Origin of the sequence: Sulfurospirillum arcachonense DSM 9755 (assembly GCF_000597725.1) — a bacterium.
Lineage (GTDB): Bacteria > Campylobacterota > Campylobacteria > Campylobacterales > Sulfurospirillaceae > Sulfurospirillum_A > Sulfurospirillum_A arcachonense.
On record NZ_JFBL01000003.1, the window covers coordinates 158384 to 183980 of the forward strand.

Below are 25597 nucleotides of genomic sequence, written 5' to 3' on the forward strand. Positions count from 1 at the left end.
AAAGAATTATTTTGCAGCTTTGGCTTGTTTAATCCAGCTATCAAAAGTTGTTTTATTTTGTTTTATCCACATTTTTGCATGTTTGATAATATCTTTTTCTTTATTTTCACCTTTGCTCATTAGCATATTTTCACCACTAACATCATTTACACTTAGTTTCATAATAGCAAATAGTTTTGCTATGTCTTTGTGATTTTGTGCTGCTTTATTTGCTACTATTCTTTGAGAATTTATAGCAAAACCATAGTTTGCACCATTTGAAAGCTTAGTACTTTTTAATACTGGATGCGCTGATTTTTTTACTTGTAAAAAAACAACATCTTTACCAGGAACAAGTTTTCCACTTACCCAATAAGGTGTCCATGTATAATAAAGAATAGATTTACCCGTACGGTAACTAGCAATAGTATCAGTAATAATCGCAGCATACTGACCTTGATTATGTGTGATTGTATCTCTTAATCCAAATGCATCAAGTTGATGCTCAATTACTTTTTCACAGCCCCATCCAGGTGCACAACCAGCTAAATCTGCTTTACCATTTCCATTAGAATCAAAAAGCTTTGCAATTTTTGGATCTTTTAAATCGTTGATATATTTAATATTGTATTTGTCTGCAGTTTTTTTATCTATTAAATAACCTTGAGCACAGTTAGAGATATAATCTCCTGCAATAAAAAGATTTTCTTCTCCTACTGCTTTTATCATATTACTTTGAAGTGGTGCCCAGTTTGCTGCCATAAAAGAAACACCATCTTTATCTTGAGCAATAATTTTATATGCCACTGCATAATCTACACCATTTGTTACTTCAACATCATGTCCTAAAGCTCTTAGTGCCTCAGCAACAATTTGCATTTGAAAGCCTTCTTCGGCTATGCTTGTTTTAACAGCTGTAACTTTTACAGCAAATAGATTACTTGCCAATAAAATTGACAACATCATAAATACGATTTTTTTCATTTTTTTTCCTTTTAATTGAGTTTATTTTTTAGTTTATAAAAAAATCCTATTGGCCCTTTTTCAAACCAACGAATTTTTTCATCTTTATTTTTATGTCCCATTGACTGAGTTAGTCTATCTAACACAACAGCTAGTAAAACGATACCAAGTCCACCAACAGCAGCCAAACCAATATCTAATCTACCAATTCCTCTTAAAACCATTTGTCCCAATCCTCCAACAGCTATCATAGATGCAATTACAACCATTGATAGTGCTAGCATAAGTGTTTGGTTAATGCCAGCCATGATAGTAGGCATAGCAACAGGAAGTTGGACGCGAAATAGCATTTGAGCTTCATTTGCACCAAAAGAACGAGATGCTTCAATTAGGTCTTCAGGAACTTGTCTTATACCCAAATTGGTAAGCCTTATAAGAGGAGGTAAAGCAAAGATAATAGTAACGATAACTCCAGGAACATTTCCTATACCAAAAAGCATAACTATTGGGATAAGATAAACAAAAGCTGGTGTTGTTTGCATAGCATCTAGTAATGGCCTTACAATAGAATCGACTCTGTCACTTTTTGCACTCCATATTCCTAGTGGGAGTCCTATAAGTACAGAAAAGAGTACGGCTGTAAAAACAAGTGCAAGTGTTATCATTGATTCTTCCCACGCTCCAACTAATCCAATCGTAACAAATGAGATGAGTGTCCCTAATGCTAGTTTTTTTGAAGAAAATTGCAATGCCAAAAGTACAAAAAATATAATAATAACATATGGAGAAAGTGAAAGTAAAAAGTTTTCAATAAATTTAAGCATAATTTCAATTGGCATTTTTGCAGCAAGAAAAAATTCTCTAAAGTGATCAACACTCCAGTTTATACCATCATTTGTCCATGTATCAAAAGGTATAATTGTTTCATTAAATGGATGCAATATATCAAATTCTTTTACTTTTTCAACACTCGTTTGAGACCAATCAACTGAAGTGACTTTATCAGCTTGGGCTGTTGAAGCATTGCCCCATGGATCAGATTGCATATTCTACTCCTTCATCAAGAGTTTTTAGTAACTTAGTTTTAGAGATACTACCTTGATATTTACCATTTTCATCAACCACAACTGTTTGAAAACTACAATCTGCAACTGTACCTATGAGGTCACTAATAGCTGTAGTATTCACTATTGAGGTATTTTCAACAATAGCATCAGTGATGGTTTCGTGTTTTTTAAGAGAATCCATAGTTACAACACCAAGATATTTACCATTTTTAGTAAGATAGTATCCATAGTCACTATCATAATCATCCATATATTTGTATGCTGACTTTACTCCAAAACCTTCTTTTTGAATAAGTGTTGGGATACTTTTCTTTACAATATGTGAGGCACTTAAAATTGAAGTGACATCAACACCTTGAAAGAATGAACGTACATAATCATCTGCAGGATTTGAAATAATCTCTTCAGGAGTACCTATTTGAGATATAACACCGCCTTGCATAATAGCTATTCTATCTCCGATTCTTATAGCTTCATCTAAATCATGGGAGATAAATACAATCGTTCTTTTTGAATTTTCTTGAAGTTCGATAAGTTCATCTTGCATTTGTGTTCTTATGAGTGGATCAAGGGCTGAAAAAGCTTCGTCCATAAGTAAGACATCAGGATCATTAGCAAGTGCACGAGCTAAGCCAACACGTTGTTGCATACCACCACTGAGTTCACTCGGATATGATAGTTCATGATGCTCAAGTCCTACTTGTTTAAGAGCAGCTTTTGCGCTTTCATATCTATTTTTTTTATCAATACCACTTAACTCTAATCCAAAAGAGACATTATCAATGATATTCATGTGTGGCATAAGAGCAAAGGATTGAAAAACCATAGAGAGTTTTTTACGTCTTATCTCTATGAGTTCCTTATCACTAAGGTTAGTTATATCAGTATTGTCGATAATAATTTGTCCAGAACTTGGCTCTATGAGTCTATTTAATAGTCTGACAAGAGTTGATTTTCCTGAGCCTGAAAGACCCATTATAACAAAAATCTCTCCTTCATATATTTCAAAACTAGCGTCTTTGACACCTATTGTCATTCCTGTTTGTTTAAATATCTCATCTTTGTCAATGCCTTCTTCTAAAAGTTTCATGGCTTTTTTAGGGGTATTACCAAAGATTTTATATACATTTTTTACTACAATTTTCGTCTTTTTCTTTTCAGAAATAATTTATCCTTTATGTTTAAATTAAACAATATAGATGTAATATATTTACATTGAGTGTGTATAAATATAACATATTAGTCTTATTTTGAAGTTAAAAGTATAAATTTTAATAATTGATAAAGTATAATTTGAAAAAGTAAAAGGATGATTTTGGCACTTTTAGATAATGATAAATTGATTCTTCCTATTAGTAGTATTGCAGAATTGCTGAATGCGAAAGTAAGAACATTAAAAATGTATGAAGATAAAGGACTTTTTCCTAAAAAAAATGGACAGCTTAAAAAACTGTATTCGATTAATGATATAAAGCTTATCTCTTTTGTATATTATCTTGCAAGTGTTAAAAAAGTTAATGCAAATGGAATTAGATATATACTTGATATTTTAGAGAACAATATGGATGAAAACAATAGACAAGAGTTTTTAGATATTGTTGAAGCAAAAATGGAATCGTTATCTGGTATTGATGTTAAAGATGTAGAAATTATTTAATACCCAAGGGAAGATGTCTATTTTATAAAAATGTTAGGTAATATAAGGTTATTGTAAAAATAGACATTTATAAAGATATTATTTGTAATTTAACATATGGTTTGGGATTTTCTTAAGGAGTGGTGGCCTGACTCGGAATCGAACCAAGGACACGATGATTTTCAGTCATCTGCTCTACCGACTGAGCTATCAGGCCACTGTGTTAAAGAGATGAAAGTATAGCCAAATAGTCTTAAATTTAGATAAAATAAATGTGAGGTATCTCTTCTATTTTAGTGTGTTGTAAGTCACTACGTGATAACATTCTTTTCTAGTTTAACGAATAGGGTAATTTATTTATATGAGAATTTTTTTGTTTATTGCAGTTTTTTTATTTACTTTTGTAGAGAGTGGACAAGCTAAAGATATAAGTTCACTATTAGATGAATTAGTAAGAAAAGATGATTTATCTGAGTATACAAAAAAAGAAACAGCAGGTTTTATTAAGGTTTTTACACGTGAAGATTTAGATCGTATGAAAATTAAATCTTTTGATGAACTTTTAGAAAAAATTCCTTATGTAAAAAATAAGACAAATCATTTTGGGTTAAGTGACCCATACTACAAACCTTATCAAATAAGCAATCCTTCAAGAACTAGACTTTTTATTAATGATAAAGAAGTTTTAGCACCGCTTTATGGTAGTGGGTTAGGACTTTTTGGTCAGATTGATATGAGCTATATTAATCATGTGGAAATTTATATTGGAATTCCTTCTTATGAGATAGCAATAGAGCCTTCTATTGCAGTTATTAAAGCATATACTAAAATTGGTAAGAGAGAAAATACTACAACATTAGGAACATCTTTAGCAAATCATGGTACATATGATGGATATGCATATAAATCTGAAAAGCTAGATGAGTATTCATATTTATCATATATTAACCATAGGAATTTAAAAAGAGATAAGGTAAATAGTCTGGGAAGTAAACTTTCTCGTGATAAAAAAAATACACATTTATATACTCAAATATCTAATGAGACATCAAACTTTGAATTACAAGCATTTGATGCTTCTGTTGATACTTTTGTAGGTTATAGTACAAATATGAATCCGGATGATGCATATTCAAATGCACAGTATTTTTCTGCTGGCTATACATATCAAACACTTGAGAAAGATTTAAAAGCAACTTTTTATTATACGTACTTTAATGCTTATTATAATGAGACATCAACTAGTCCTGTGGGATTTGTTGGAATATCACCTTTTTATGAGTATGAAAGAGATACAAAAGAACATATGATTGATGCTAGAATAACGAAAATATATGATTATAAGAACGGTTCTATTTTATTTGGTTTTGGTGATAAATTGAAAAAATTTAATCTTGATTTAATAAAAGTAGATGGTGTTGAGCACAACATAAATTCTTCTTATGATACAGAAAATATAACCTCTTTATTTACAGAGATAAAATATTTTCCAGACACATATAATCAAATCATTTTCTCTTTAAATGCACAACATTATTATGAAAATGCTAGTGTGGATGATGATGTCATCTATGGCTCTAGATTGGGGCATATTTATAGTAAAGATAATTTTACTCAAAAAACATTTCTTGTTTATGGCAAGTTTCATCCTTCTACTAGTATATTATTAAGCAATGATGAAAGCTCATTGGGAAATAATCAATTAGAAGCAGAAAAAGTATATTTTATTTCGACAGAGTTATTATTAGATTATGATAACTTCAACTATTCGTTGACTTTTTCAAGAGGTGCATATGAAAATGGTCTTATAGCAGATCCCATAAAAAATAAATATATAAATTTAGAAAATAAGTATATTATTAATGGTACATCTCTTAGAGGGGCATTTTCTTTTAATAGTACTGATAAAATTGATTTTATGGCTTGGGCTTTAATAATGGATTATGGAGAAAATACTTCTGATAGATATCAAAATAGCTATGGAGGATTTTTATCTTTGTATAAAAAGATATTAGTATTTGATACGTATAATTCGATTTCTTATGTCAAGGGAGAGAATAATAATCCAGATGGTTGGAATTATAATGCAACCATTAAATATGCATATTCAAAAAAGTTATCTTTTTTTATTAAAGGTAAGAATTTACTCAATAAAGCATTAACGAGTGATTATATAAGAGTAAATCCTATAAATGGTAATGTAACACAATTAGATAATGTAGCAAATATAGATAGAACAGTGTGGTTTGGATTGGAGTATAAGTTTTGAAAATAATTTTTATACTTATGTTAAGTTTTATATCATTGTTTAGTTTTGATGCTTTACATGTAAAGGCTGAGATATTATCACATATAGCTCATGAATTAGTCAAAAAAGATGTAGTAAATATATATATTGATGATAAAAAATTCATAAAAACGAAAGGTCTTATATCAAGTGTAAAATATACTTCTTGTCAAAATGCAGATGTTATTTTTATATCTAAAAAAGAAACTTTAAATAAAAAGTGTAATTCTAAGTATCTTTTTACTACGTCTTACTATTTATATCAATCTCTTCCTGATGTAATAGGGGTGTTTTTTTGGCAAAAAGGCAGACCAAATATAATTATCAAATCCTCTATGATAAAAAAACTCAATATTTCTTTATCTGAATCATTTAAAAAATATGTTGAGTAGCATCATATGAAAAAGATTTTATTTGTAAATAAAAATTTATTTTTTGTAATCTCAATAATAACTCTTCTTGGGAGTTTTTGGTTGTATTTCAACTTTAAAGATGTACTTGGAAAACATAAAGATGAAATTCAGCGTATAGAGATAAATAGAGCTCATAAAACATCAGAAAAGATTTTATTAAACATACAACCACATATTATAGATAAGGTATTAAGTCTTAAAGATAATTTGAAAATAACTACAAAGATATCGAAACTTTTAACATATTATCGTAATGATGAATTTAAATATGTATATATCATCTATATTGATGAAAATGGAGCTTACCGTTACTTAGCTGATGGTTCTGAATTGGATGAGAGAGCATACTTAGCACAAAAATTTACACCAAGTAAAACTCTTTTATGGCAAAGAGTTCTCAAAGAAAAAAAAGAAGTATATGATTTACAAGATAATGCTGAAGGTTTATGGCTAACGTATTTAACACCTATTTTAAAAGATGGAAAAGTAGAGGGAATTTTAGCTTTAGATGTTTCAACTCAAGAATTTAACAATTTTTCTAAACTAATAACACCATTAAATAAAGCACTCAATATTTTCTTTCTTTTAATATTTGCTATTTTTGTTGTTATATTACTTCAAGGAATACTTTTTTATAATGAGCTTAAAAAAAGTATGATAGATTCTTTAACAAAATTGTATAATCGGCACTATTTAGAACAGGTTTCTTCAAAAATTAAATTAGATAAAATGGCAATTATTATGTTAGATGTTGATCATTTTAAATCAGTAAATGATAGATATGGTCATGCTATAGGAGATTTAGTTCTTATCGCAACCGCAAGAAAATTGATTGCGGCTACTAGGTTGGAAGATAAAGTCATAAGATATGGTGGTGAAGAATTTCTTATATTAATTAAGTCGGCTAAAGTAAAACAAGATGTAATAAAAGTAGCACAAAGAATTAAAAATGCCATTGGTAAAGAAAAAATTAGAGTAAATGATGAATTAAGCATTAATATTACAGTATCCATTGGTCTGAACCTTTGTGAAAATTCTACGAAGTTTTTTTACGATGAAGTAAAACATGCAGATGAAATGTTATATAAAGCAAAAAGAAATGGACGTAATAGAATAGAAATTTATAAGAATTAATCTACTTTTTGAACTAATGCTTTATTATATCTCTTTAAAGAATTAGGAGAGATCCATTTTTTATAAGACTCAGTAAAATAATTTTTGTTTTTGTCTATAATTTTATTAATTTTTTCAATTATTTTTTTGCCATTTTGAGTTTTTGAACATCCAACATAAATTTTAATCAAACTACTAGAATCTTTTATAGGGTATTGGATAAACTCTTCTTGCATATTGTATTTTTTTTTAATATATTTCACCATAGTAGGATATTCTATTATAAAATCTACTCTTTTATAAGCTAGCATATAAAGCAATCCTTTTGTTAAATCTTCTCCTTTTCTTGGCATTGAAGTTAGGTTTGATTGATATTTTTTAATAAGTTTATCTGTGTTGTTACTATAAGATCTTTTTTCAACATAACCAAATATAAATTTATTATCTTTTAAAAGTTTTTCTAAATCTATCTCATTGTTAGAGGTTAAATATTTTTCATATTTTTGTTTATCTTGTTTTCTTATAGTTAATTCATTTGGCAAGGAATATAGGGCTGGCTTTGAGTATTCTACAAAATTTATTCTATCTTTATTCATATTCATTCCTGCTATACAAGCATTATCTAAACGTTTTAGATTAATAAGAGATACTTTTACAGTTGCTATTTCTAAAGTATGTTGCAGTTCAGGTAAGTTTTTTATAATAGTTGTACGAATAGCATCACAATACCCACGCTCTTTTAGGGGACCTTCTGTAATATCTGCAGGAGGAAAAGATGCACTACTCCAGTATATTGAAGAGATATCTTTTGAGAAAGAAAAAGTAAATAAAATAGATAGTAAATAAAAATATTTCAACATATTTAAACCTATATATAATAAATTTTATTAAGTATATCATATTTATTCCAAATAAACTAAGAGAAAAAATATAAGATTAAAATGCAGATTGTGTTTTAAAATTTTTTGTTATAATTTCTTCAAGGAGTTATAAAAATGAAAGATTTAGTATTTGTATCATGGAATGTTAATGGTATAAGAGCAGTTGATAAAAAAGAAGCACTAAAATGGGTAGATAAAAAACAGATTGATTTTTTAGCTTTACAAGAGATCAAAGCACAAAAAGAGCAAATCCCAACAAGTATATTTGATAAAGAATTTTTAGAGTTACATGTAAACTCATCTTCAAATAAAGGACAATCAGGTGTTGCAGTATATAGTGATGTAAAATCAAAACATGTAGATACAACAAAGGATGTAGATATATTGGATGAAGGGCGTATCAATGAATTTCATTTTGATGATATAGCTTTTTTTAATGTTTATTTTCCAAATGGACAAAGAAATGAAGAGAGATTAGAATACAAAATGGCTTTTTATGATAGATTTTTAGAATATATTGAAGAGTTAAAGAAACAAGGAAAGTCTATTGTAATTTGTGGAGATGTAAATACAGCTCATACAGAGATAGACATTGCACGTCCAAAAGCAAATGAGAATACATCAGGTTTTTTAAAGATGGAGCGAGAATGGATAGATAAGTTACTATCTCACGGATATATAGATACTTTTAGGCATGTACATGGTGACATTAAAGATAGATATTCTTGGTGGTCATATCGTGCAAGTGCAAGAAAAAATAATGTAGGATGGAGAATAGATTACTTTTACGTATCTGATGATTTAAAAGATAAAATACTAGGAGCTGAGATTCATGATGATATCTTAGGAAGTGATCACTGCCCTATAAGTTTAACTTTAAAAAGATAGTGGAAAATAAATTAAACAATAATTTTTATTAATTAGCAATGAAATTTGTATTAATATTCATTATTATGATTACAAATACAGATTCAAAAACACAATATACAAATGCCCTCATTAAAGAAGATTCTCCTTATCTCCAGCAACATGCATATAATCCAGTAGCATGGTATGCTTGGGGAGAGGAAGCCTTTGAGTTGGCAAAAACACAAAATAAGTTGATATTTCTTTCTATTGGGTACAGTACTTGTCACTGGTGCCATGTTATGGAAGAAGAATCCTTTGAAAATGAAGAAATAGCAAAAATTTTAAATAAATACTTTATCAGCATAAAGGTAGATAGAGAAGAGATGCCTCATATAGATAAATACTATCAAGATGTTCATAATCTTTTAAATAAACGTGGAGGAGGATGGCCTTTAACTATAGTTATGACGCCTTTTGCAAAAGCTTTTTTTGCTGCAACGTACATACCAAATCAGCCAAAATATGGAAGAAGTGGTATAAAAGAACTCTTACTTCAAATAGAAGGTGTTTATCAAAGAGATACGCAAAAAGTGATACAAAGTTCTTTAGAAATTGAAAGAATTTTGAAAGAACATAAAGACTCCTCAAATAAGGAAAAGGTAGTTCTTAATAGCACTATAGTAAGTCAGTTTATTAGTGATGTTGAAAGCTCATTTGATAATAAACATTTTGGAATTGGAATAGAGCCTAAATTTCCTCATGCTTCTACAGTTGAAACACTTTTGGATATATATAGTGTGTATAATGATGAAAAAGCTTTAGATATGGCTACAAGTATGTTAAAAGCTATGGCAAATGGTGGTATAAATGACCAGATAGAAGGAGGGTTTTATAGATATAGTGTAGATGCTGCTTGGATGATACCTCATTTTGAAAAGATGTTGTACACAAATGCAGAACTTTTAAGTGCCTATGCAAAAGCTTATAAAATTACTCAAGATGAATTTTATAAAAATCAAGTTGATGCCATTGTAAACTTTGTAAGAGTTAGATTTGAAAAAGACTTACTTCATTATAGTGCAAGTGATGCTGATTCTCTTGTTGGTGAAACAAAAGAGGAGGGTGCTTATTTTGTATTTGATTATAAGCAAACTAAAGAGTATTTGCAGCAAAAAGGTTATAAAAATACACAAGAAATTTTAGAGTATTTTAATATTTCAAAACAAGGAAACTTTGAACATCAACAAAACAATCCTTATTTAAATGGAAAAAATGAACCTGAAAATTTATCACAGATAAAAAAAGATTTAAAAAAATTGCGAACTCAAAAAGAGTATCCTTTTATTGATTATAAAATTTTAACAGCTTGGAATGCTCTGTATATAACGTCTTTGTTTGAAGCAGGATATTCTAAAGAAGCATGCATATACTTAGATACTTTAGTGAATAAATTATATATTGATGGTGAATTATATCATCAAAGGTTAATAGAAAAAAAACCTAAAGTAAAAGGACTTTTTGAGGACTACTCTTTTTTAATTTCTGCTCTTATAAAAGCTTATGATAGTAGTTTAGATCAAAAGTATCTAACTTTGGCATTAACACTTAATGATGAAGCAATAACTAAGTTTTATAAAAATGAAAATTGGTATATGAGTGATGATACGTTTCAAACAGTAAGTTCAATTTATGATAGTTCATATAAAAGTGCACTCTCAAATATGTTAGATAATCTTTTAAAACTAGCTGTTCTTCACGAAGATTTAAATTTACAAAAAATCTTTAAAGATAGTTTGGATACAAATTCATTAACTCTTACTTCAAGTCCTAGTAATTCAGCTTGGTTAGTAAGGAATTATATCTCTTTTGAAAAAGGTTATATAGTTTTAAAAGCAACGAAAGAGATGTTAAAAAAAGAAAAAATACCTTTAAATCCATTTTTACTTAAAAAAGTTATAAACGAAAAAAAATATTTAGCATGTTCAGTAAATAGTTGTTTTGCATATAGTAATAATCTTGATGAAATTCTAAAAAAAATTGAAGCATATTAGGGATAAATATTTATTTATCCTTTAATATACTTATTAGTTGATTAATCTTATAATTTCACCTAATGCTGTTAGATCTAAGTTTAGATACACATGAATAGGCACTTCATCCAATAAATTCCTCTTACATGTACAACTATAATTCGGCATAATTTTTTTAAGGACAATAAAATGGGCGTAGAAGCACACAAAGATTTGTTAGCAAGTATAGGTGTTGATGTCGATAGACATGCAAAAATGATGGGAATGGGATTAGAGGCTTATCAAAATCAATTTTTATTACAAAATAATAGACCAGAAGCAATGAAATATTTTGATTGGTTTATGAGTGAAATTCAAGGCGATAGAATCGCAGAAATAAATAAGCTAAAAGAACAAAAAAAACCAGCTGTTGGTACTTTTTGTATTTTTGTTCCAGAAGAGATAATTGTAGGTGCTGGTGGTGCCTGTTTTGGTCTTTGTGGCGGAAGTGGTGCTACTATTGCCGATGCTGAAACGGAGTTACCAAGAAATATCTGTCCTCTTATAAAATCAGCTCATGGTTTTAAACTTCAACGTACCTGTGCTTATACGCAATCTTCGGATTTTATTTATGGTGAAACTACCTGTGAAGCAAAGAAAAAAACATGGGAGATTCTCAATAAACATCATCCTGTACATGTAATGAATATTCCACACATGAAACGTGAAAAAGATTTAAAAATGTGGAAAGAAGAGATAGTAGAATTTAAAGAACATATAGAAGAAGTAACAGGTAAAAAACTTAGTGTAGAAGAGATGAAAGAGGGCACAAGAATCGTTAATGAAAAAAGAAAAGCTCTTTTAAGATTGGATAGTCTAAGAAGTATGAATCCTGATGTTGTACCAATAAGCGGTAAAGATGGATTATTTGTAACGCAAATGGGATTTTTAGATGATCCTGTGAGATATACACAAAAAGTGAATGAACTTTGTGATGAATTAGAAAAAAGAGTAGAAGATAAAGTAAGTGTTTTTGAAAAAGAAACGCCTCGTCTTATGGTTTTAGGTACTCCTTTTGCACCACCAAATTGGAAACTTCATACAGCAGTTGAAACCACTGGTGGAGCTATTATCAATGAAGAGTCTTGTATAGGACATAGATACTATAAAGACAATGTTGATTTAGAAGGTGTAGAAGATGAAGATACATTGATGAGTAGATTAATGAACAGATATAGTAAAATTGATTGTGCATGTTTTACTCCAAATACTCCAAGAATTGATAAAATTTTAGAAATGTATAAGGACAGAAAAGCAGATGGCGTGATTTATTATTCACTTTCATTTTGTCACACTTATAATGTAGAATCTCATTTAGTAACAGAAGCCTTAGAAAAAGAAGGTATTCCTTGTTTAGTGATTGAGTCTGATTACTCACCAGAAGATGCAGGACAAATTAAAACTCGTGTAGAAGCATTTTTAGAGAGTTTAACTTTTAAGAAAAAAGCACAAGCTTTTAAAGGCAAATAGTATGTTTTGGGGCGTGGATGTAGGTTCGACTTATACAAAGATTACAGGGATAAATGAAAAACAAGAGATAACTCATAGTACAGTTATCCCAACTATTGTAAATCAAGATATAGTAGTACAAGAGTATTTAAGCGATAAAGCAGTTGAGATGATAGTTTCAACTGGTTATGGCAGATATATGATTGAAGATACGTTTTCATGCCCCGTTATAAGTGAGATAAAAGCTCATGCAAAAGGTGCTTATTTTTTTAATCAAGAAGCTGAGCTTGTGATTGACTTGGGTGGACAAGATAGCAAAGTGATAAAACTAGATTCTCGTGGTGGTTTTGTGGATTTTCGTATGAATGACAAATGCGCAGCGGGAACAGGAAAGTTTTTAGAAATTGCAGCAAATCGTATGGGTTTAGATATGACAACTTTTTCAAATATTGGTTTTGATGCCAATAAAGAGTTAGTCATCTCTAGTATGTGTGCAGTTTTTGCTGAGAGTGAAGTCATCTCTTTGATAGCAAAAAAAGAGAGTGCAGCAAATATCACTTATGGAGTGCATGAATCAATAGCTTCTCGTTTAGCCTCTATGGCACAAAAGTTTGCCAATAAAAGTGAGCATATAGTTTTTACAGGTGGGGGTGCGATGAACCCTTTTTTAAAACATTTACTAGCTCAAAAATTAGAAAAAAATATAATAGTCCCCAAACAACCTCAGTTGATTGGTTCACTTGGTGCAGCGTTGAGTGGTTTAGAGTTTAGTTAAAAAAGAGTAAAAGGATATGTGGAGGAAAAAGTTCACAGTATCCTGATATCCTTTTTATAAGTCGATAATTTTTCATTTTAGAAACCAGATAGATAATTTAACTACAAATTATAAAAGGGCAAGTTTTTTAAACAACTCCCCACGCTGGGCATATGAGCTAAATTGGTCTAAACTAGCAGCTGCTGGCGAGAGAAGAGCTAAAGTCTTGTTTGTATGTTCTTTATGAATAAGAGGCATAGCATCTTTTAACTCATAACAAGCAATGACCTCTTTGTTTATTTTATTTGCTAAATTTACTATCTTATCAGTATTTGAACCTATAGCAAATATCTTTACATGTAAAGGTTTCATAATTTCAAAGAGAGGGTCTAAGGAGACACCTTTATCATCTCCACCTAAGATAAGTAGTATCTTCTCATCTTTGTATCTTTTTAAAGCTTCTATTGTAGCATCTACATTAGTTCCTTTGGTATCATCAACCCAGATTCTACCTTTGTTATCTGTAAACTCTTCAAGTTTATGAATATCAGTTTTAAAAGAGTTTATTTTTGCATAATCTATTTCATCATAAATGATAAGTGAAGGAGCCATTGCTAAAATAGCATCCATTAAAAAAGGTGATTTAAACTCTACTTTTTTTATGTCTATACCAAGAGTTTTTGCTAAATCATATTCATCTGTATAAGTTATTTTTTTAGCATTGGTTGGATAGTTTTCATACTCTTTTGGAATAATCACTACGCTTCCCTCTTTCATTCTATCAAGCGGCGTAAGTTTTGCTTTTTCATACTCTTCAAAACTTTGATGCCAGCTAATATGGTCTGGTTTGATTGGAAGAAGTAGATATAATCCTGGCGTTGCTTTTTTTGTGTAATGAAGCGTAAAAGAGCTACTCTCTAGTATCCAAATAGGAGCATTTTTATCAAGTTCTGCTAGAGGTGTACCTATGTTTCCTCCACTGATTGCTCCTTTTTGTTTTAAAAGATGTGTTGCCATCTGTGTAGTAGTTGTTTTTCCATTTGTTCCACTTATCCAGATAGAAAAAGGCATATCTTCATGAAAAAAATCATATTCGCTTACAAGATTGTTTGCATTTTTTACTAATTCGTGTTGAGGAGGAAATCCTGGGCTTGGGATTTGCATTGTACTCTTACATGTAGAAAATTTTGCAGGAGGTAAAAGTCTGTTTCCATACTCATCTACACTCTCTTCTTTAAAATTGTCATCAAAAATTAAACAATTTTGTAATTTTTTTGCAATTGCTTTTGTTGTTTTTCCATAACCAAATAGTGAAATCATCTTACTTTTAACTCCATTAATGCTAATAAATTTGACATAAGGGCTATAATCCAAAATCTTACAATAATCTTATTTTCTGCCCAACCTTTTATCTCAAAATGGTGATGAATTGGTGCCATGTGAAAAATTCTTTTTTTACGAGTTTTAAAACTACCAATTTGAAGGATAACAGATACGGTTTCAATAACAAATACTAACCCAACAAGAAGGAGTAAAAGTTCATTCTTAGAAATGATTGCCATATATGCTATAAATGCACCAATGCTCAAACTCCCACTATCTCCCATGAAAAGTTCAGCTGGGTAACAGTTGTACCAAAGAAAAGCAGTTAAAGCACCTATAAGTGCAGCAGCTAAGATAACAACTTCTCCAGAACCACTTACCTTTGGTAAAAACAGATAACTGCTTAATACAGCATGTCCACCGATGTACACAAATACACCAAGACTTAGCAGTGAAAAAATAGAAGGAACAGTAGCTAGTCCATCAAGTCCATCTGTTAGATTAACAGCATTACTTGCTGAAACCATTACTAAAATCCAAAAAATAATAGCAAATAGTTCCATATGTATAACAGGGTTTTTATAAAATGGTACAAATAGTTCATTCCCTATACTTGAACCAAAAAAGAGAATAAATGCTATTAGAGCAGCAGATATTGTTTGAAGTATGATTTTTGCACGTCTACTAAGTCCTGATTGGTTCGTTCCACCAAATATTTTTGATAAATCATCTTTAATACCAATTAGTCCAAAAAGTATAATAGTCAAAGTTCCTGCAATAACATAAATATTTTGGAGTTTTGCACAAAGTAAAGTGGCTAATATAGTTGAAGTTAAAAAGACTATACCACCCATCGTTGGAGTATTGCATTTTTCTTGATGTGCTTTTGGGGCTAGTTCATATATGGGTTGGCTCGCATTTTTATTTTTAGCCCATTTTATAAATTTTGGTACTAAGTATAGAGTGAGCAAAAAAGAAACAAAGAACGCAATTCCTGCACGTACAGTAATGTATTGAAAAATATTTATAGTAGTTATTTGATAAAGCCAATAGAGCATTTATGATTCCCATTTGTAATATATTTTATTAAAAGTTTTATTCTAGTAAAATATTACTTATAAGCTAATAATAAAGGTTGAATTTGCCAATAAAATGTAAAAAAACGGTACTTATTATCACAGATGGTATCGGACACTGTCAAACAAAAAAAAATAATGCATTTATGAGTGCAAAAAAAACAACGTATGATAAATTATTTAAAGAAATTCCAAATTCTCTTATACAAACATCAGGATTAAGTGTAGGTTTGCCTGAAGGGCAAATGGGAAATAGTGAAGTAGGCCATATGAGTATAGGAAGTGGTAGAGTTTTATATCAAAATCTTGTGAAAATCTCTATGGCTTTGAAAGATAATTCACTTCGCACCAATGAAGCTTTAAAAAGTCTTTTACATGTAAAGGGTGATATTCATATAATTGGGCTCTTAAGTGATGGAGGTGTTCACTCTCATATAGATCATATTATAGGATTAGAAAAGATTGCTAAAGAGTGTGGCAAAAATGTCTATATTCATGCCATTATGGATGGAAGAGATGTTTCTCCAACTTCAGGGATAAATTATATTCAACACTTAGAAAAAAACAATATAAAAATCGCTTCGATTAGTGGACGTTTTTATACAATGGATAGAGATAACAGATGGGATAGAGTCAAAAAAGGTTATGACTCTTTATTTGGAAAATCTCTTACATGTAAAGAGACTCCAAGTGAATATATACAAAAGATGTATGCACAAGATATAACAGATGAGTTTATTGAACCAATCTCTTTTGGAGTAGCTATAAAAGAAGATGACGGTGTGCTTTTTGCAAATTTTAGAAATGATAGAATGAGAGAGATAAGTAAGGCTGTTGGGAGTGAAAACTTTGAAGAGTTTCAAAGAGATCTGCTTCCTGCAAAAGTGATTACGATGACTGAGTATGATAGTTCTTATGACTTTGATATTATGTTTAAAAGTGAAGCACCAAAAAATACTTTGGCTGAGGTTATCTCAAATGCAGGACTTTCTCAACTTCATACTGCTGAGACTGAAAAGTATGCTCATGTTACTTTCTTTTTAAATGGAGGCATAGAAGAGCCATTTGCTAATGAGAGCAGAGTTTTAGTTCCAAGTCCAAAAGTAAAAACATATGATATGAAACCTGAGATGAGTGCAAAAGAGGTTTGTGATGAGGTCTTAAGAGCGATGCAAAGTGAATATGATTTTATAGTTGTAAACTTTGCAAATGGCGATATGGTAGGGCATACTGGGAATTTTGAAGCAGGAGTAAAAGCTGTTGAAGCAGTTGATACTCAATTAGGTCGTATCTATGATAATAGTAAAGATTATAATATAATTCAAATCAGTGACCATGGAAACTGTGAAGAGATGGTAGATAATAAAGGTAATGTTTTAACAAATCATACAACATATGATGTGTATTGTTTTTTAAAAGCCCAAGGTGTAAAAAAAATAAAAAATGGTGGCTTAAATAATATAGCTCCAACTATTTTAAAACTCATGGATTTAGAAATCCCATTAGAAATGGATGAAGCTTTAATTTAATTAAGAAGAAGGCAAAGTTCTTTTTAAATTCTACTCAAGAAGTAAGTTTTAGTGAGAGGAATTTAAAAGGGACTTTGTTCCTTTTAAAGGAGAAATAAAAATGAAATTTACAGGAAAAAATGTATTAGTAACAGGTGCTGCGAGTGGCATAGGAAAACAATTAGCTATAACTTTAGCTGGATATGGTTTGAAAGTATGGATAAATTACCGTTCTCGTCCAGAATCAGCTGATGCAATTAAAGAAGAAATAGAAGCTAATGGTGGAGAAGCCGCTGTTATAGGTTTTGATGTGGCTGATGAAGAAGCATTTATAGAAGGAGTAAAAACTATTATTTCGAGTGATGGAGAAATCTCTTATCTTGTAAATAATGCAGGAATTACGAATGATAAACTTGCTATGAGGATGAAAAAAGAAGATTTTACATCTGTAATAGATATCAATCTAACTTCTGCTTTTGTAGGCTGTAGAGAAGCTCTTAAAGCAATGGGTAAAAAACGTTTTGGTGCTATTGTAAATATAGCTTCTATTGTAGGTGAAACTGGAAATGCAGGACAAGTAAATTATTCTGCAAGTAAAGGTGGGCTTATTGCGATGACAAAAAGTTTTGCGCAAGAAGGTAGTGCAAGAGGAATTAGATTCAATGCAGTAACTCCAGGTTTCATCGCAACTGAGATGACAGATAAATTGAGTGAGGAAATTAAAGATAGCTATACATCAAAAATTCCTCTTAAAAGATTTGGTAACCCTGAAGATATAGCTGAAGCAGTGGCATTTTTACTCAGTGATAGTTCAGCATATATAACAGGAGAAGTACTAAAAGTAAATGGTGGAATGTATATGTAAAATAGCTTTGTTTTACGTAAACAAACTAGTTTTAAAGATTATTTTGGTAGAATAACAAAAATTTTTATAAGGAGCTGTAATGGCACTATTAGATGATGTAAAAGAAGTTGTAGTTGAACAATTAAATGTTAACCCTGATGAAATCAAAGAAGATTCAAAATTTGTTGAAGATTTAGGTGCAGATTCATTAGATGTAGTTGAGTTAGTAATGGCATTAGAAGAAAAATTTGATATTGAAATTCCTGATGCAGATGCTGAAAAAATCGCAACTGTTAGTGATGCAATTAAATACGTAGAAGACCACCAATAAGTAAAATTCCCCTTATTGGGGATTTTATTTTATGTATTTTAAACTAAGGGAGCAAAGTTGAGAAGAGTAGTAGTTACTGGTATAGGTATGATAAATTCGTTGGGCTTAGATAAAGAGAGTTCTTTTAAGGCTATAGTAGATGGACAGTGTGGCATTAAAAGCATTTCCTTGTTTGATACAGAGAAGCACTCTGTAAAAATAGCAGGCGAAATTACAGACTTTGATCCTACAACAGTAATGAATCCAAAAGATGTAAAGAAAGCAGATAGATTTATTCAGCTTGGATTAGCAGCAGCAAAAGAAGCTATGGCTGATGCAAAATTTGAATCATTTGATGCAGATACTTTTGGAGTGAGCTCAGCTTCAGGGATTGGTGGATTACCAACAATCGAAAAACACTCTATAATTAATAATACAAGAGGACCAAGAAAGATATCTCCGTTTTTCATTCCTTCAGCTCTTATCAATATGCTAGGTGGGTTAGTTTCAATAGAACATGGGACAAAAGGACCTAATCTTTCTTCTGTAACAGCATGTGCTGCTGGAACTCATGCTATTGGTGAAGCTGTGAAAACTATACTTTTAGGTGGAGCAGATAAAATGTTAGTAGTTGGGGCAGAATCAGCTATATCAGAAGTTGGTATTGGTGGATTTGCAGCTATGAAGGCACTATCAACTAGAAATGATGAACCACAGCGTGCTTCACGTCCATTTGACAAAGACAGAGATGGTTTTGTTATGGGAGAGGGTGCTGGATCACTTGTTCTTGAAGTATATGAAGATGCTGTTAAACGTGGTGCTCATATTTATGGTGAAGTTGTTGGTTTTGGTGAGAGTGGTGATGCACATCATATAACAACTCCAACACTAGATGGTCCACTTCGTGCTATGAAAGCAGCACTTAAAATGGCTGGTGATGTGAATGTTGATTATATTAATGCTCATGGAACTAGTACTTCTGCAAATGATAAAAATGAAACAGCAGCTATAAAAGAAGCATTTGGTACAAGTGTCCCAGTAGTTAGTTCTACAAAAGGACAGGTTGGACATTGTTTAGGAGCTGCAGGTGCTATTGAAGCAGTTATATCTTTAATGGCAATGAGAGATTCTGTAATTCCTCCAACAATTAACCAAGAAAACGCTGATGAGGATTGTGATTTAGATTACACTCCAAATAGTGCTAGAAAGCAAGAATTAAATTGTGTTATGAGTAACTCTTTTGGTTTTGGTGGAACTAACGGTTCAGTTATATTTAAACGTATCTAAGGATAGATGTGGCTACTTACCTAGACTTTGAAAAGAGTATAAAACAAATAGATGAAGATATAGCATCTGCAAGAATAAAAGCAGATAATCATGCTGTTGAGATTTTAGAAAAAGAGCTTGAAAAAGAAGTTTCTAAAACGTATAAAAATTTAAGTGATTATCAAAAACTTCAACTTGCTCGTCACCCTGATCGTCCTTATGCAATAGATTATATAAGATTACTTTTACAAGATAGTTATGAATTACATGGAGACCGTGCATTTAAAGATGATTTAGCGATAGTATGTTATATAGGATATATCGCTGAGCGTAAAGTCATGGTTATTGGTGAGCAAAAAGGTCGTGGTACTAAAAATAAATTAAAAAGAAACTTTGGGATGCCAAATCCTGAAGGCTATAGAAAAGCACTTCGTATGGCAAAAATGGCAGAAAAATTTGATTTGCCAGTTTTATTTTTAGTGGACACTCCGGGTGCTTATCCTGGAATTGGGGCTGAAGAGAGAGGTCAAAGTGAAGCAATTGCTAGAAATCTTTATGAAATGAGCAAATTAAATACGAAAAGTGTTTCAGTGGTCATTGGTGAAGGTGGAAGTGGTGGAGCACTTGCTATTGGTGTAGCTGACCGTGTTGCTATGATGAGATATTCTGTGTTTTCAGTAATTTCACCAGAAGGTTGTGCTGCAATTTTATGGAATGATCCAGCAAAACAAGAGAGTGCTACAAAAGCTATGAAAATAACGGCTGATGATTTGCTTGGATTTGATTTAATTGATGATGTGATTGAAGAGCCTATAACAGGTGCTCATAGAGATAAAGTAGCCGCTGCTAAGGTTTTAGCTGACTATTTTATCAAGTCACTTGAAGAGATGGATCAATTAAGCGATGAAGATAGAATGAATAAACGATATGAAAGAATTTGTTCTATGGGAGCTTTTGAAGAAAAATAAAGAGAGGGGGAAATGATTCCCCTTAACTCAACTAACTATTTCTCACAGTATTCATATAAATATTTATACATTAGGTAGTGACCCTTTTTAAGGGTCACTTATCTTTAATGTACTTCTCTCCAAATTTTAACTTTCCAAAGGTAAGCTAAAATAGTAAAGATAATCATAAAACCTACTACTTTCATTCCAAGTGATTCACGTTCTTCTTTTTTTCTATCACCTGTATCTTCAAGGAAGTTTATAACTTGTTCTTGAGACTCTTTTGTTAATCCAACTCTAGGCATAGCAGTACCATGAAGTTGTTTTTGAGGGTTGTTAATAAACGTTTGTAAGTAATCTTTCCCTTTTGATCTAATCATCATTGAAAGATCAGGAGGAGTACTACCCATATAGTTTGCTAATGCACCTTTTTCAGTATTGCTAAATCTTTTAGCATATTTGATGTCATGACAACGTTGACATGCATTTTCAAAAACTTCTTCATCTTTTAAAGTTTTTGGAGCAATTGATTTAAGATAAGCTACTATATCAGCTAACTCTTGATTCATATCTCCACCTAGGCCAAAAAACTGAGGCATTGGGTGAGGTTTTGTTTCACTAAATTTATGTTCTACTTTGAGTGCTTTTACAGGGTCTTTAATAAGTGCAGCTAAAAAAGTACCATCATAAAGTTTACCAGCTGTACTTAAATCAGGAGGAACTACACCAAATGAAGCTGAAGCAGTTGCATCATCCATTGGACTTGGCATACCTTGGCTTTTAATACCATGACAACCAACACATCCTGCATTCATAAAAGTTTCAGCACCTTTAGTAGCATCTCCTTTAGATAAATCAATCTTAGCAATTTCATTCCAAAAAGTAGTTGTACTATCCAATAGTTTTTTATCAGCTTTTAGTTGATTTTCTGCAATTTCAACATTTTTATTATTACTTTTTGCTTCATCAAGCTTTTCTTCTGCTTTTTTAACTTCTTCTGTTGCATAGTCAATAGATTCTTCTTGAAAGTTAAAATTTGCAGGAGCAACATGAGGATGCATTTGAGAATGAGCAAATGGTTCAACACCAATATACACTACCAATGTAAAAAATATAACTACACCAAGTATTTTTAATTCTCTCATTTTACACCTCCTGTATGTTTAGCATCGCATTTTGTTATAAATGGAAGAGCAACAAATAGAAGTATAAATGACACAGCTGCTACAAATCCTATATATGTATTTATTCCCATAGGAGGTAATTTACCATACACAGTAAGAACAATCATATCTATTAGAAGTAACCAAAACCAAATTTTAAATTTAGGACGTCTATGTGCAGGAGCAACATTAGGGTCTCTATCTAAGAAAGGAAATACCATAAAGATTACATTTGCAAAACCAAATGCAGCTAAGCCTATATCCATCGCAGCCATTGGACCAACATCAAAGAAAAATCCTCTAAGAACTTCGTAGCTCCATAAGAAATACCACTCAGGATAAATGTGTGCTGGTGTTTTCATTGGATTTGCTGGTTCAAAGTTAATTGGATCCATTGCAAAATCAAAATGATAAAATGTTAAGTAAAAATAAAATACTAAAAATGCACCTGATACAAAGAAATCTTTTGATAAAAAGACTGGCCAAAAAGGGACAACTTTTGATTCTTTTTTATTTCCTGCTAAATATTTATCTGATTCTTTATCAAAATCAATATCTTCTGATTCTTGATTATTTACATGTGGGATTCTTAATGAATAAAAGTGAACTACAATTAAGACAATAATTACTAATGGTAAAAGAAGTACATGTAACATAAAAAATCTTGTTAGAGTAGGATCTGCAACCGCAAAGTCACCACGAATCCAAATTACAAGAGCATCACCTATAACAGGAATACCTCCAAATAAGTTAGTGATAACCTGTGCAGCCCAATAACTCATCTGACCCCAAGGTAACATATATCCACTAAATGCTTCAGCTGAGAACATGCCAAATAGAGCCATTCCTGTTAGCCAAATCATTTCACGACCTTTTTTATAAGAGCCATAATAGATACCTGTAAACATATGAATATAAATAACTAAAAAGATTGCAGATGCAGCAACACCATGCATATGTCGCCATAACCAGCCATATTCAACTTCTTGCATAATTGTATAATTTACACTATCAAACGCTAATTTTACATCTGGTTTGTAGTACATTAAAAGAAAAATTCCACTAATAATAAGGATTGTAAATAAAACTACTAAAACTACACCCATTGCCCATAAAAAGTTAATATTTTTTGGGATCCAATACTCTGTCATTAAAACTTTTGTTAGTTTTTTTGTCGCTAGACGTTGGTCAAACCAATCACCAATGCCTTCAGCTTTTCTGATTTCTGCCATTTTTAATCCTTACGCTTTTGGAACTAATTTTTTGTACTCTGGGCCTTCTTCACCCAAAACAAGTTTCGTACCGTCAATTTTAAATGGAGGTATATCAAGTGGACGAGGAGGAGGACCAAAAGTATTGACACCACTAGCATCAAATTCTCCACCATGACAGGCACATTTAAATTGCTTAGTTGCAGGATACCAATTAGGAATACAGCCAAGATGGGTACAAAGACCAATTACAACAGTGTAGTTAGCATCTCCAACTACAACATCTCTTGATTCTTCTTTTTTCATTTCATCTGTTTTTTTGAGTAGAAAAATTGGTTTTCCTCTCCATGTAATTGTTCTTAATTCTCCCGCTTCAAGTGGTGAGAGATCAACAGTGGTAAATCCAGCGGCTTTTACACTTGGAAGTGGATCCCAAGTCTTTTTCATTGCAACAAGTGAGAATGCCCCACCAACAGCAGCAACGCCACCAAATGCCATGCCAAGAAAGTCTCTTCTACTTTGCTTAACTGCCATTCTTAATTCCTTTCATCTAGTTTGATTTGTTTTATCTTATCGTATTGCTTTAAGAAAACATATGATTAAAGTCAAATGTAATATAAATGTCACTATTTTATCATAAAAATTTACAAAATACCTTTATTCGAGACATTATGACTAAATAAAGTGGCAAAAAAGTGCCTAAAAATAATTATTTATTTAATTTTTTTAAATAATAAGTGGTTTTTTTGAATATTTTATAGTAATTTTTTATTTTAATAAATATAATTTTTACTTAAATTAAAGATAATAGTATCTTAAAATTTGATTTACGTTAATAAATTTTTAATTGGTTTATTTATTATTGTGAAGCATTATATATCCTCTATAAAGTTCCAATTCTCCTTCTTTTTCTAAATCTTTTAAAATTCTACTTATGACAACTCTTGAAGTTCCCATATTTTGGGCTATTTTTTCATGAGTTATATGTATCTTGTTGATTTTTTTATTTTTTAAAAAAGAGAGTATTCTTGTTTTGAGAGGTTTGAATTTTATATCTTCTATTAAAGTTGCTAAAGAAGTTAGTTTGAGTGTAAAAATATTAAACATATGTTCTTGGTAAGCTAAGGATTCTTTCATTAGTTTTTTGACACTATTTTTATCTAGTATATAGCCACTTATTTCACTTAGGCTTACTGCACTTCCAAGAGCTGGGGTTGATGAAATAGTACTTGAAGTATTGACAACACATTGCTCCCCAGCTTCTAAAGTATAAAGTGTGATTTCATCACCATTTTCATTTTGTAGATACACTTTTAAGCTACCCGTTTCAAGGTAGAGAATACCTTCACATAAATCACCTTGCCAAAAAAGAATCTGCCCTTTAGGAAAACAGACTCTTTTTGCATGGTTAAAAAATACCTTTTTTTCTTTACTTGACAAGTTTTTGAAAAAGCAATAGCTTTCTTCTATTGTTTTGTGCAACATCCACCATCTTTGTTACAAGTTGTATTAACGTTAAAAATGCAGTAAGCTGGGCAAAAACCTAATAAGCCTGTTATTGCAGGAACCACACCAATATACGCTAATGGTTGTTGTCCAAGATATGCAAATGCTATTAATCCTAAACCTACTAAAACTCTCACTACTCTATCTATTTTTCCTACGTTAGATTTCATAATATATTCCTTATGTTAATTTATAATATAAGTATAGTAGTTTGCTTTTCTTTTGTCTGTAACCTATGTTACATTATAATTTCTTTATTCAAAATATTATATAAAATATAAACTTCCTCTACTATTTTTTAGAAAGAAAATAAAGAACTTTAACGTTCAAGAGTTCAATTGTTTTAATCATAAAAAAAGGTTTCAATTTAATGAGAGTTTTTGATTAAGTTTTTTAAATAAAAATATTATTAAAAGGAATATATTTTGCTTGTATTTATTATGTTCAATATAAAGGAGCAAAAATGAATGTTAATTCAATTGTAAGTTCTCAATCAATATCTCAAGTAAAGAATACTGAACAAGTGAGAGAATCTAAAAACAAAGAAGAACTTTCCTCAAGTTTTAATATTGATAATCATCAACTTGAAAGCTTAGATGAAAGAGGCAATGAAATACTTAATCAACTTTTAGTTGGTAAAACAGATCGTGAAAAAAGTGATATTAAAGTTATTTTAGATGGTATGTTAATGTTTGAAGCACATTTGGATTCTTCTGGTAATCCTGTATTTACAGTTAATAAAGATACAAGTGAGGAATCAATTTTAGCTAAACTAGATAAGAAAATGCAAGAACAGAAAGCAAACACAGGTAATCAAGAAATTTTAAGAATAATGGAGCAACTAAAAGAGTTATATGAAGTTGGTTATTCTCCCTTAGACCAAAAGGTTTAAGAAAAAAGTATTATCTAAACAAATGGTTTTTGTTTTGTAAACCTGTTAGTCTTGACATGTAGGAGAAAATCTCTTACATGTCAAGGTATAA

General features: G+C 30.7%; 25 protein-coding genes and 1 tRNA gene. 14 read left to right on the forward strand and 12 right to left on the reverse strand.

Features of this window, described 5'->3' with window-relative positions; all coding sequences use genetic code 11:
• Positions 1–6 precede the first annotated feature (6 nt).
• From proX to proV, 3 genes are read right to left on the reverse strand one after another with little or no spacing between them, the layout of a single operon-like run.
• Entirely contained in the window at positions 7–963 is a 957-nt protein-coding gene (gene proX / locus K354_RS0103900) for a glycine betaine/L-proline ABC transporter substrate-binding protein ProX (protein ID WP_024954204.1), read from the reverse strand.
• An 11-nt stretch (positions 964–974) separates the two neighbouring features.
• Positions 975–1988, reverse strand: coding sequence for a glycine betaine/L-proline ABC transporter permease ProW (proW, locus tag K354_RS0103905; RefSeq protein WP_024954205.1), 1014 nt, complete (start codon positions 1986–1988; stop codon positions 975–977).
• A complete protein-coding gene (proV, locus tag K354_RS0103910; RefSeq protein WP_024954206.1) occupies positions 1978–3099 on the reverse strand; it encodes a glycine betaine/L-proline ABC transporter ATP-binding protein ProV in 1122 nt (373 codons plus the stop codon). The genes proW and proV overlap by 11 nt, the downstream gene beginning before the upstream one ends.
• Positions 3100–3318: 219 nt before the next feature.
• Between proV and K354_RS0103915 the strand changes: the two genes are divergently transcribed.
• Positions 3319–3666, forward strand: a complete 348-nt coding sequence (locus tag K354_RS0103915) for a MerR family transcriptional regulator (RefSeq protein WP_245600566.1) — start codon at positions 3319–3321, stop codon at positions 3664–3666.
• Between the two features lie 120 nt (positions 3667–3786).
• On the opposite strand, the gene K354_RS0103920 is transcribed toward K354_RS0103915, so the two are convergent.
• Positions 3787–3862: transfer RNA gene (locus K354_RS0103920), tRNA-Phe, on the reverse strand.
• Positions 3863–4006: 144 nt separating this feature from the next.
• Between K354_RS0103920 and K354_RS0103925 the strand changes: the two genes are divergently transcribed.
• The 3 genes from K354_RS0103925 to K354_RS0103935 are packed head-to-tail and all read left to right on the forward strand — an operon-like array spanning position 4007 to position 7479.
• Entirely contained in the window at positions 4007–5914 is a 1908-nt protein-coding gene (locus K354_RS0103925) for a TonB-dependent receptor (RefSeq protein WP_024954208.1), read from the forward strand.
• Positions 5911–6324, forward strand: coding sequence for a hypothetical protein (locus K354_RS0103930; RefSeq protein ID WP_024954209.1), 414 nt, complete (start codon positions 5911–5913; stop codon positions 6322–6324). Before K354_RS0103925 ends, K354_RS0103930 begins: the two co-directional genes overlap by 4 nt.
• Positions 6325–6330: 6 nt before the next feature.
• Complete coding sequence (locus tag K354_RS0103935; protein WP_024954210.1) at positions 6331–7479, forward strand: diguanylate cyclase; 1149 nt, start codon at positions 6331–6333, stop codon at positions 7477–7479.
• Here K354_RS0103935 and K354_RS0103940 read toward each other — a convergent pair.
• On the reverse strand, positions 7476–8318 hold the full coding sequence (locus K354_RS0103940; protein ID WP_024954211.1) for a TIGR02285 family protein: 843 nt from the start codon (positions 8316–8318) through the stop codon (positions 7476–7478). The two genes, K354_RS0103935 and K354_RS0103940, sit on opposite strands and share 4 nt — an antisense overlap.
• 135 nt (positions 8319–8453) lie before the next feature.
• Here K354_RS0103940 and K354_RS0103945 point away from each other — a divergent pair, with 135 nt between their 5' ends.
• The 4 genes from K354_RS0103945 to K354_RS0103960 all read left to right on the forward strand — a co-directional run bounded on the left by K354_RS0103945 (position 8454) and on the right by K354_RS0103960 (position 13481).
• Positions 8454–9227: an exodeoxyribonuclease III gene (locus tag K354_RS0103945; protein WP_024954212.1), complete on the forward strand. Its 774-nt coding sequence runs from the start codon at positions 8454–8456 to the stop codon at positions 9225–9227.
• Positions 9228–9292: 65 nt separating this feature from the next.
• Entirely contained in the window at positions 9293–11239 is a 1947-nt protein-coding gene (locus K354_RS0103950) for a thioredoxin domain-containing protein (RefSeq protein ID WP_051505384.1), read from the forward strand.
• A 168-nt stretch (positions 11240–11407) separates the two neighbouring features.
• Positions 11408–12727: a double-cubane-cluster-containing anaerobic reductase gene (locus K354_RS0103955; protein ID WP_024954214.1), complete on the forward strand. Its 1320-nt coding sequence runs from the start codon at positions 11408–11410 to the stop codon at positions 12725–12727.
• Between the two features lies 1 nt (position 12728).
• The gene (locus K354_RS0103960) at positions 12729–13481 is read left to right on the forward strand and encodes an acyl-CoA dehydratase activase (protein ID WP_024954215.1); all 753 of its coding nucleotides are present in this window, start codon (positions 12729–12731) and stop codon (positions 13479–13481) included.
• A 108-nt stretch (positions 13482–13589) separates the two neighbouring features.
• Here K354_RS0103960 and murD read toward each other — a convergent pair whose 3' ends face one another.
• The gene (gene murD, locus K354_RS0103965) at positions 13590–14780 is read right to left on the reverse strand and encodes a UDP-N-acetylmuramoyl-L-alanine--D-glutamate ligase (protein ID WP_024954216.1); all 1191 of its coding nucleotides are present in this window, start codon (positions 14778–14780) and stop codon (positions 13590–13592) included.
• Positions 14777–15841 (reverse strand): phospho-N-acetylmuramoyl-pentapeptide-transferase, encoded by a 1065-nt coding sequence (mraY, locus tag K354_RS0103970; RefSeq protein ID WP_024954217.1) that lies wholly within the window; start codon positions 15839–15841, stop codon positions 14777–14779. The genes murD and mraY overlap by 4 nt, the downstream gene beginning before the upstream one ends.
• A gap of 83 nt (positions 15842–15924) precedes the next feature.
• On the opposite strand from mraY, the gene gpmI reads away from it, so the two are divergent.
• The 5 genes from gpmI (at position 15925) to accA (ending at position 20755) form a co-directional block, all read left to right on the forward strand.
• Positions 15925–17388: a 2,3-bisphosphoglycerate-independent phosphoglycerate mutase gene (gpmI, locus tag K354_RS0103975; protein WP_156928207.1), complete on the forward strand. Its 1464-nt coding sequence runs from the start codon at positions 15925–15927 to the stop codon at positions 17386–17388.
• Between the two features lie 100 nt (positions 17389–17488).
• On the forward strand, positions 17489–18232 hold the full coding sequence (gene fabG, locus K354_RS0103980) for a 3-oxoacyl-ACP reductase FabG (RefSeq protein ID WP_024954219.1): 744 nt from the start codon (positions 17489–17491) through the stop codon (positions 18230–18232).
• 79 nt (positions 18233–18311) lie between these two features.
• Complete coding sequence (acpP, locus tag K354_RS0103985; RefSeq protein WP_024954220.1) at positions 18312–18542, forward strand: acyl carrier protein; 231 nt, start codon at positions 18312–18314, stop codon at positions 18540–18542.
• Positions 18543–18599: 57 nt separating this feature from the next.
• Entirely contained in the window at positions 18600–19808 is a 1209-nt protein-coding gene (locus K354_RS0103990) for a beta-ketoacyl-ACP synthase II (RefSeq protein ID WP_024954221.1), read from the forward strand.
• A gap of 8 nt (positions 19809–19816) precedes the next feature.
• On the forward strand, positions 19817–20755 hold the full coding sequence (gene accA, locus K354_RS0103995; protein WP_024954222.1) for an acetyl-CoA carboxylase carboxyl transferase subunit alpha: 939 nt from the start codon (positions 19817–19819) through the stop codon (positions 20753–20755).
• 104 nt (positions 20756–20859) lie between these two features.
• Here the strand turns inward: accA and K354_RS0104000 are convergent, their stop codons facing one another.
• From K354_RS0104000 to K354_RS0104020, 5 genes are all read right to left on the reverse strand, one after another.
• Complete coding sequence (locus K354_RS0104000) at positions 20860–21879, reverse strand: c-type cytochrome (RefSeq protein WP_024954223.1); 1020 nt, start codon at positions 21877–21879, stop codon at positions 20860–20862.
• Positions 21876–23129 (reverse strand): cytochrome b, encoded by a 1254-nt coding sequence (locus K354_RS0104005; RefSeq protein WP_024954224.1) that lies wholly within the window; start codon positions 23127–23129, stop codon positions 21876–21878. The genes K354_RS0104000 and K354_RS0104005 overlap by 4 nt, the downstream gene beginning before the upstream one ends.
• 9 nt (positions 23130–23138) lie before the next feature.
• On the reverse strand, positions 23139–23642 hold the full coding sequence (petA, locus tag K354_RS0104010) for a ubiquinol-cytochrome c reductase iron-sulfur subunit (protein ID WP_024954225.1): 504 nt from the start codon (positions 23640–23642) through the stop codon (positions 23139–23141).
• Positions 23643–23960: 318 nt separating this feature from the next.
• Positions 23961–24593, reverse strand: a complete 633-nt coding sequence (locus K354_RS0104015; RefSeq protein WP_024954226.1) for a Crp/Fnr family transcriptional regulator — start codon at positions 24591–24593, stop codon at positions 23961–23963.
• Positions 24575–24784 carry a YgaP family membrane protein gene (locus K354_RS0104020; RefSeq protein WP_024954227.1) on the reverse strand — a complete coding sequence of 70 codons (210 nt, stop codon included), beginning with the start codon at positions 24782–24784 and terminating at the stop codon, positions 24575–24577. Before K354_RS0104020 ends, K354_RS0104015 begins: the two co-directional genes overlap by 19 nt.
• Before the next feature lie 293 nt (positions 24785–25077).
• On the opposite strand from K354_RS0104020, the gene K354_RS0104025 reads away from it, so the two are divergent.
• The gene (locus tag K354_RS0104025; protein ID WP_024954228.1) at positions 25078–25506 is read left to right on the forward strand and encodes a hypothetical protein; all 429 of its coding nucleotides are present in this window, start codon (positions 25078–25080) and stop codon (positions 25504–25506) included.
• Positions 25507–25597 lie beyond the last annotated feature (91 nt).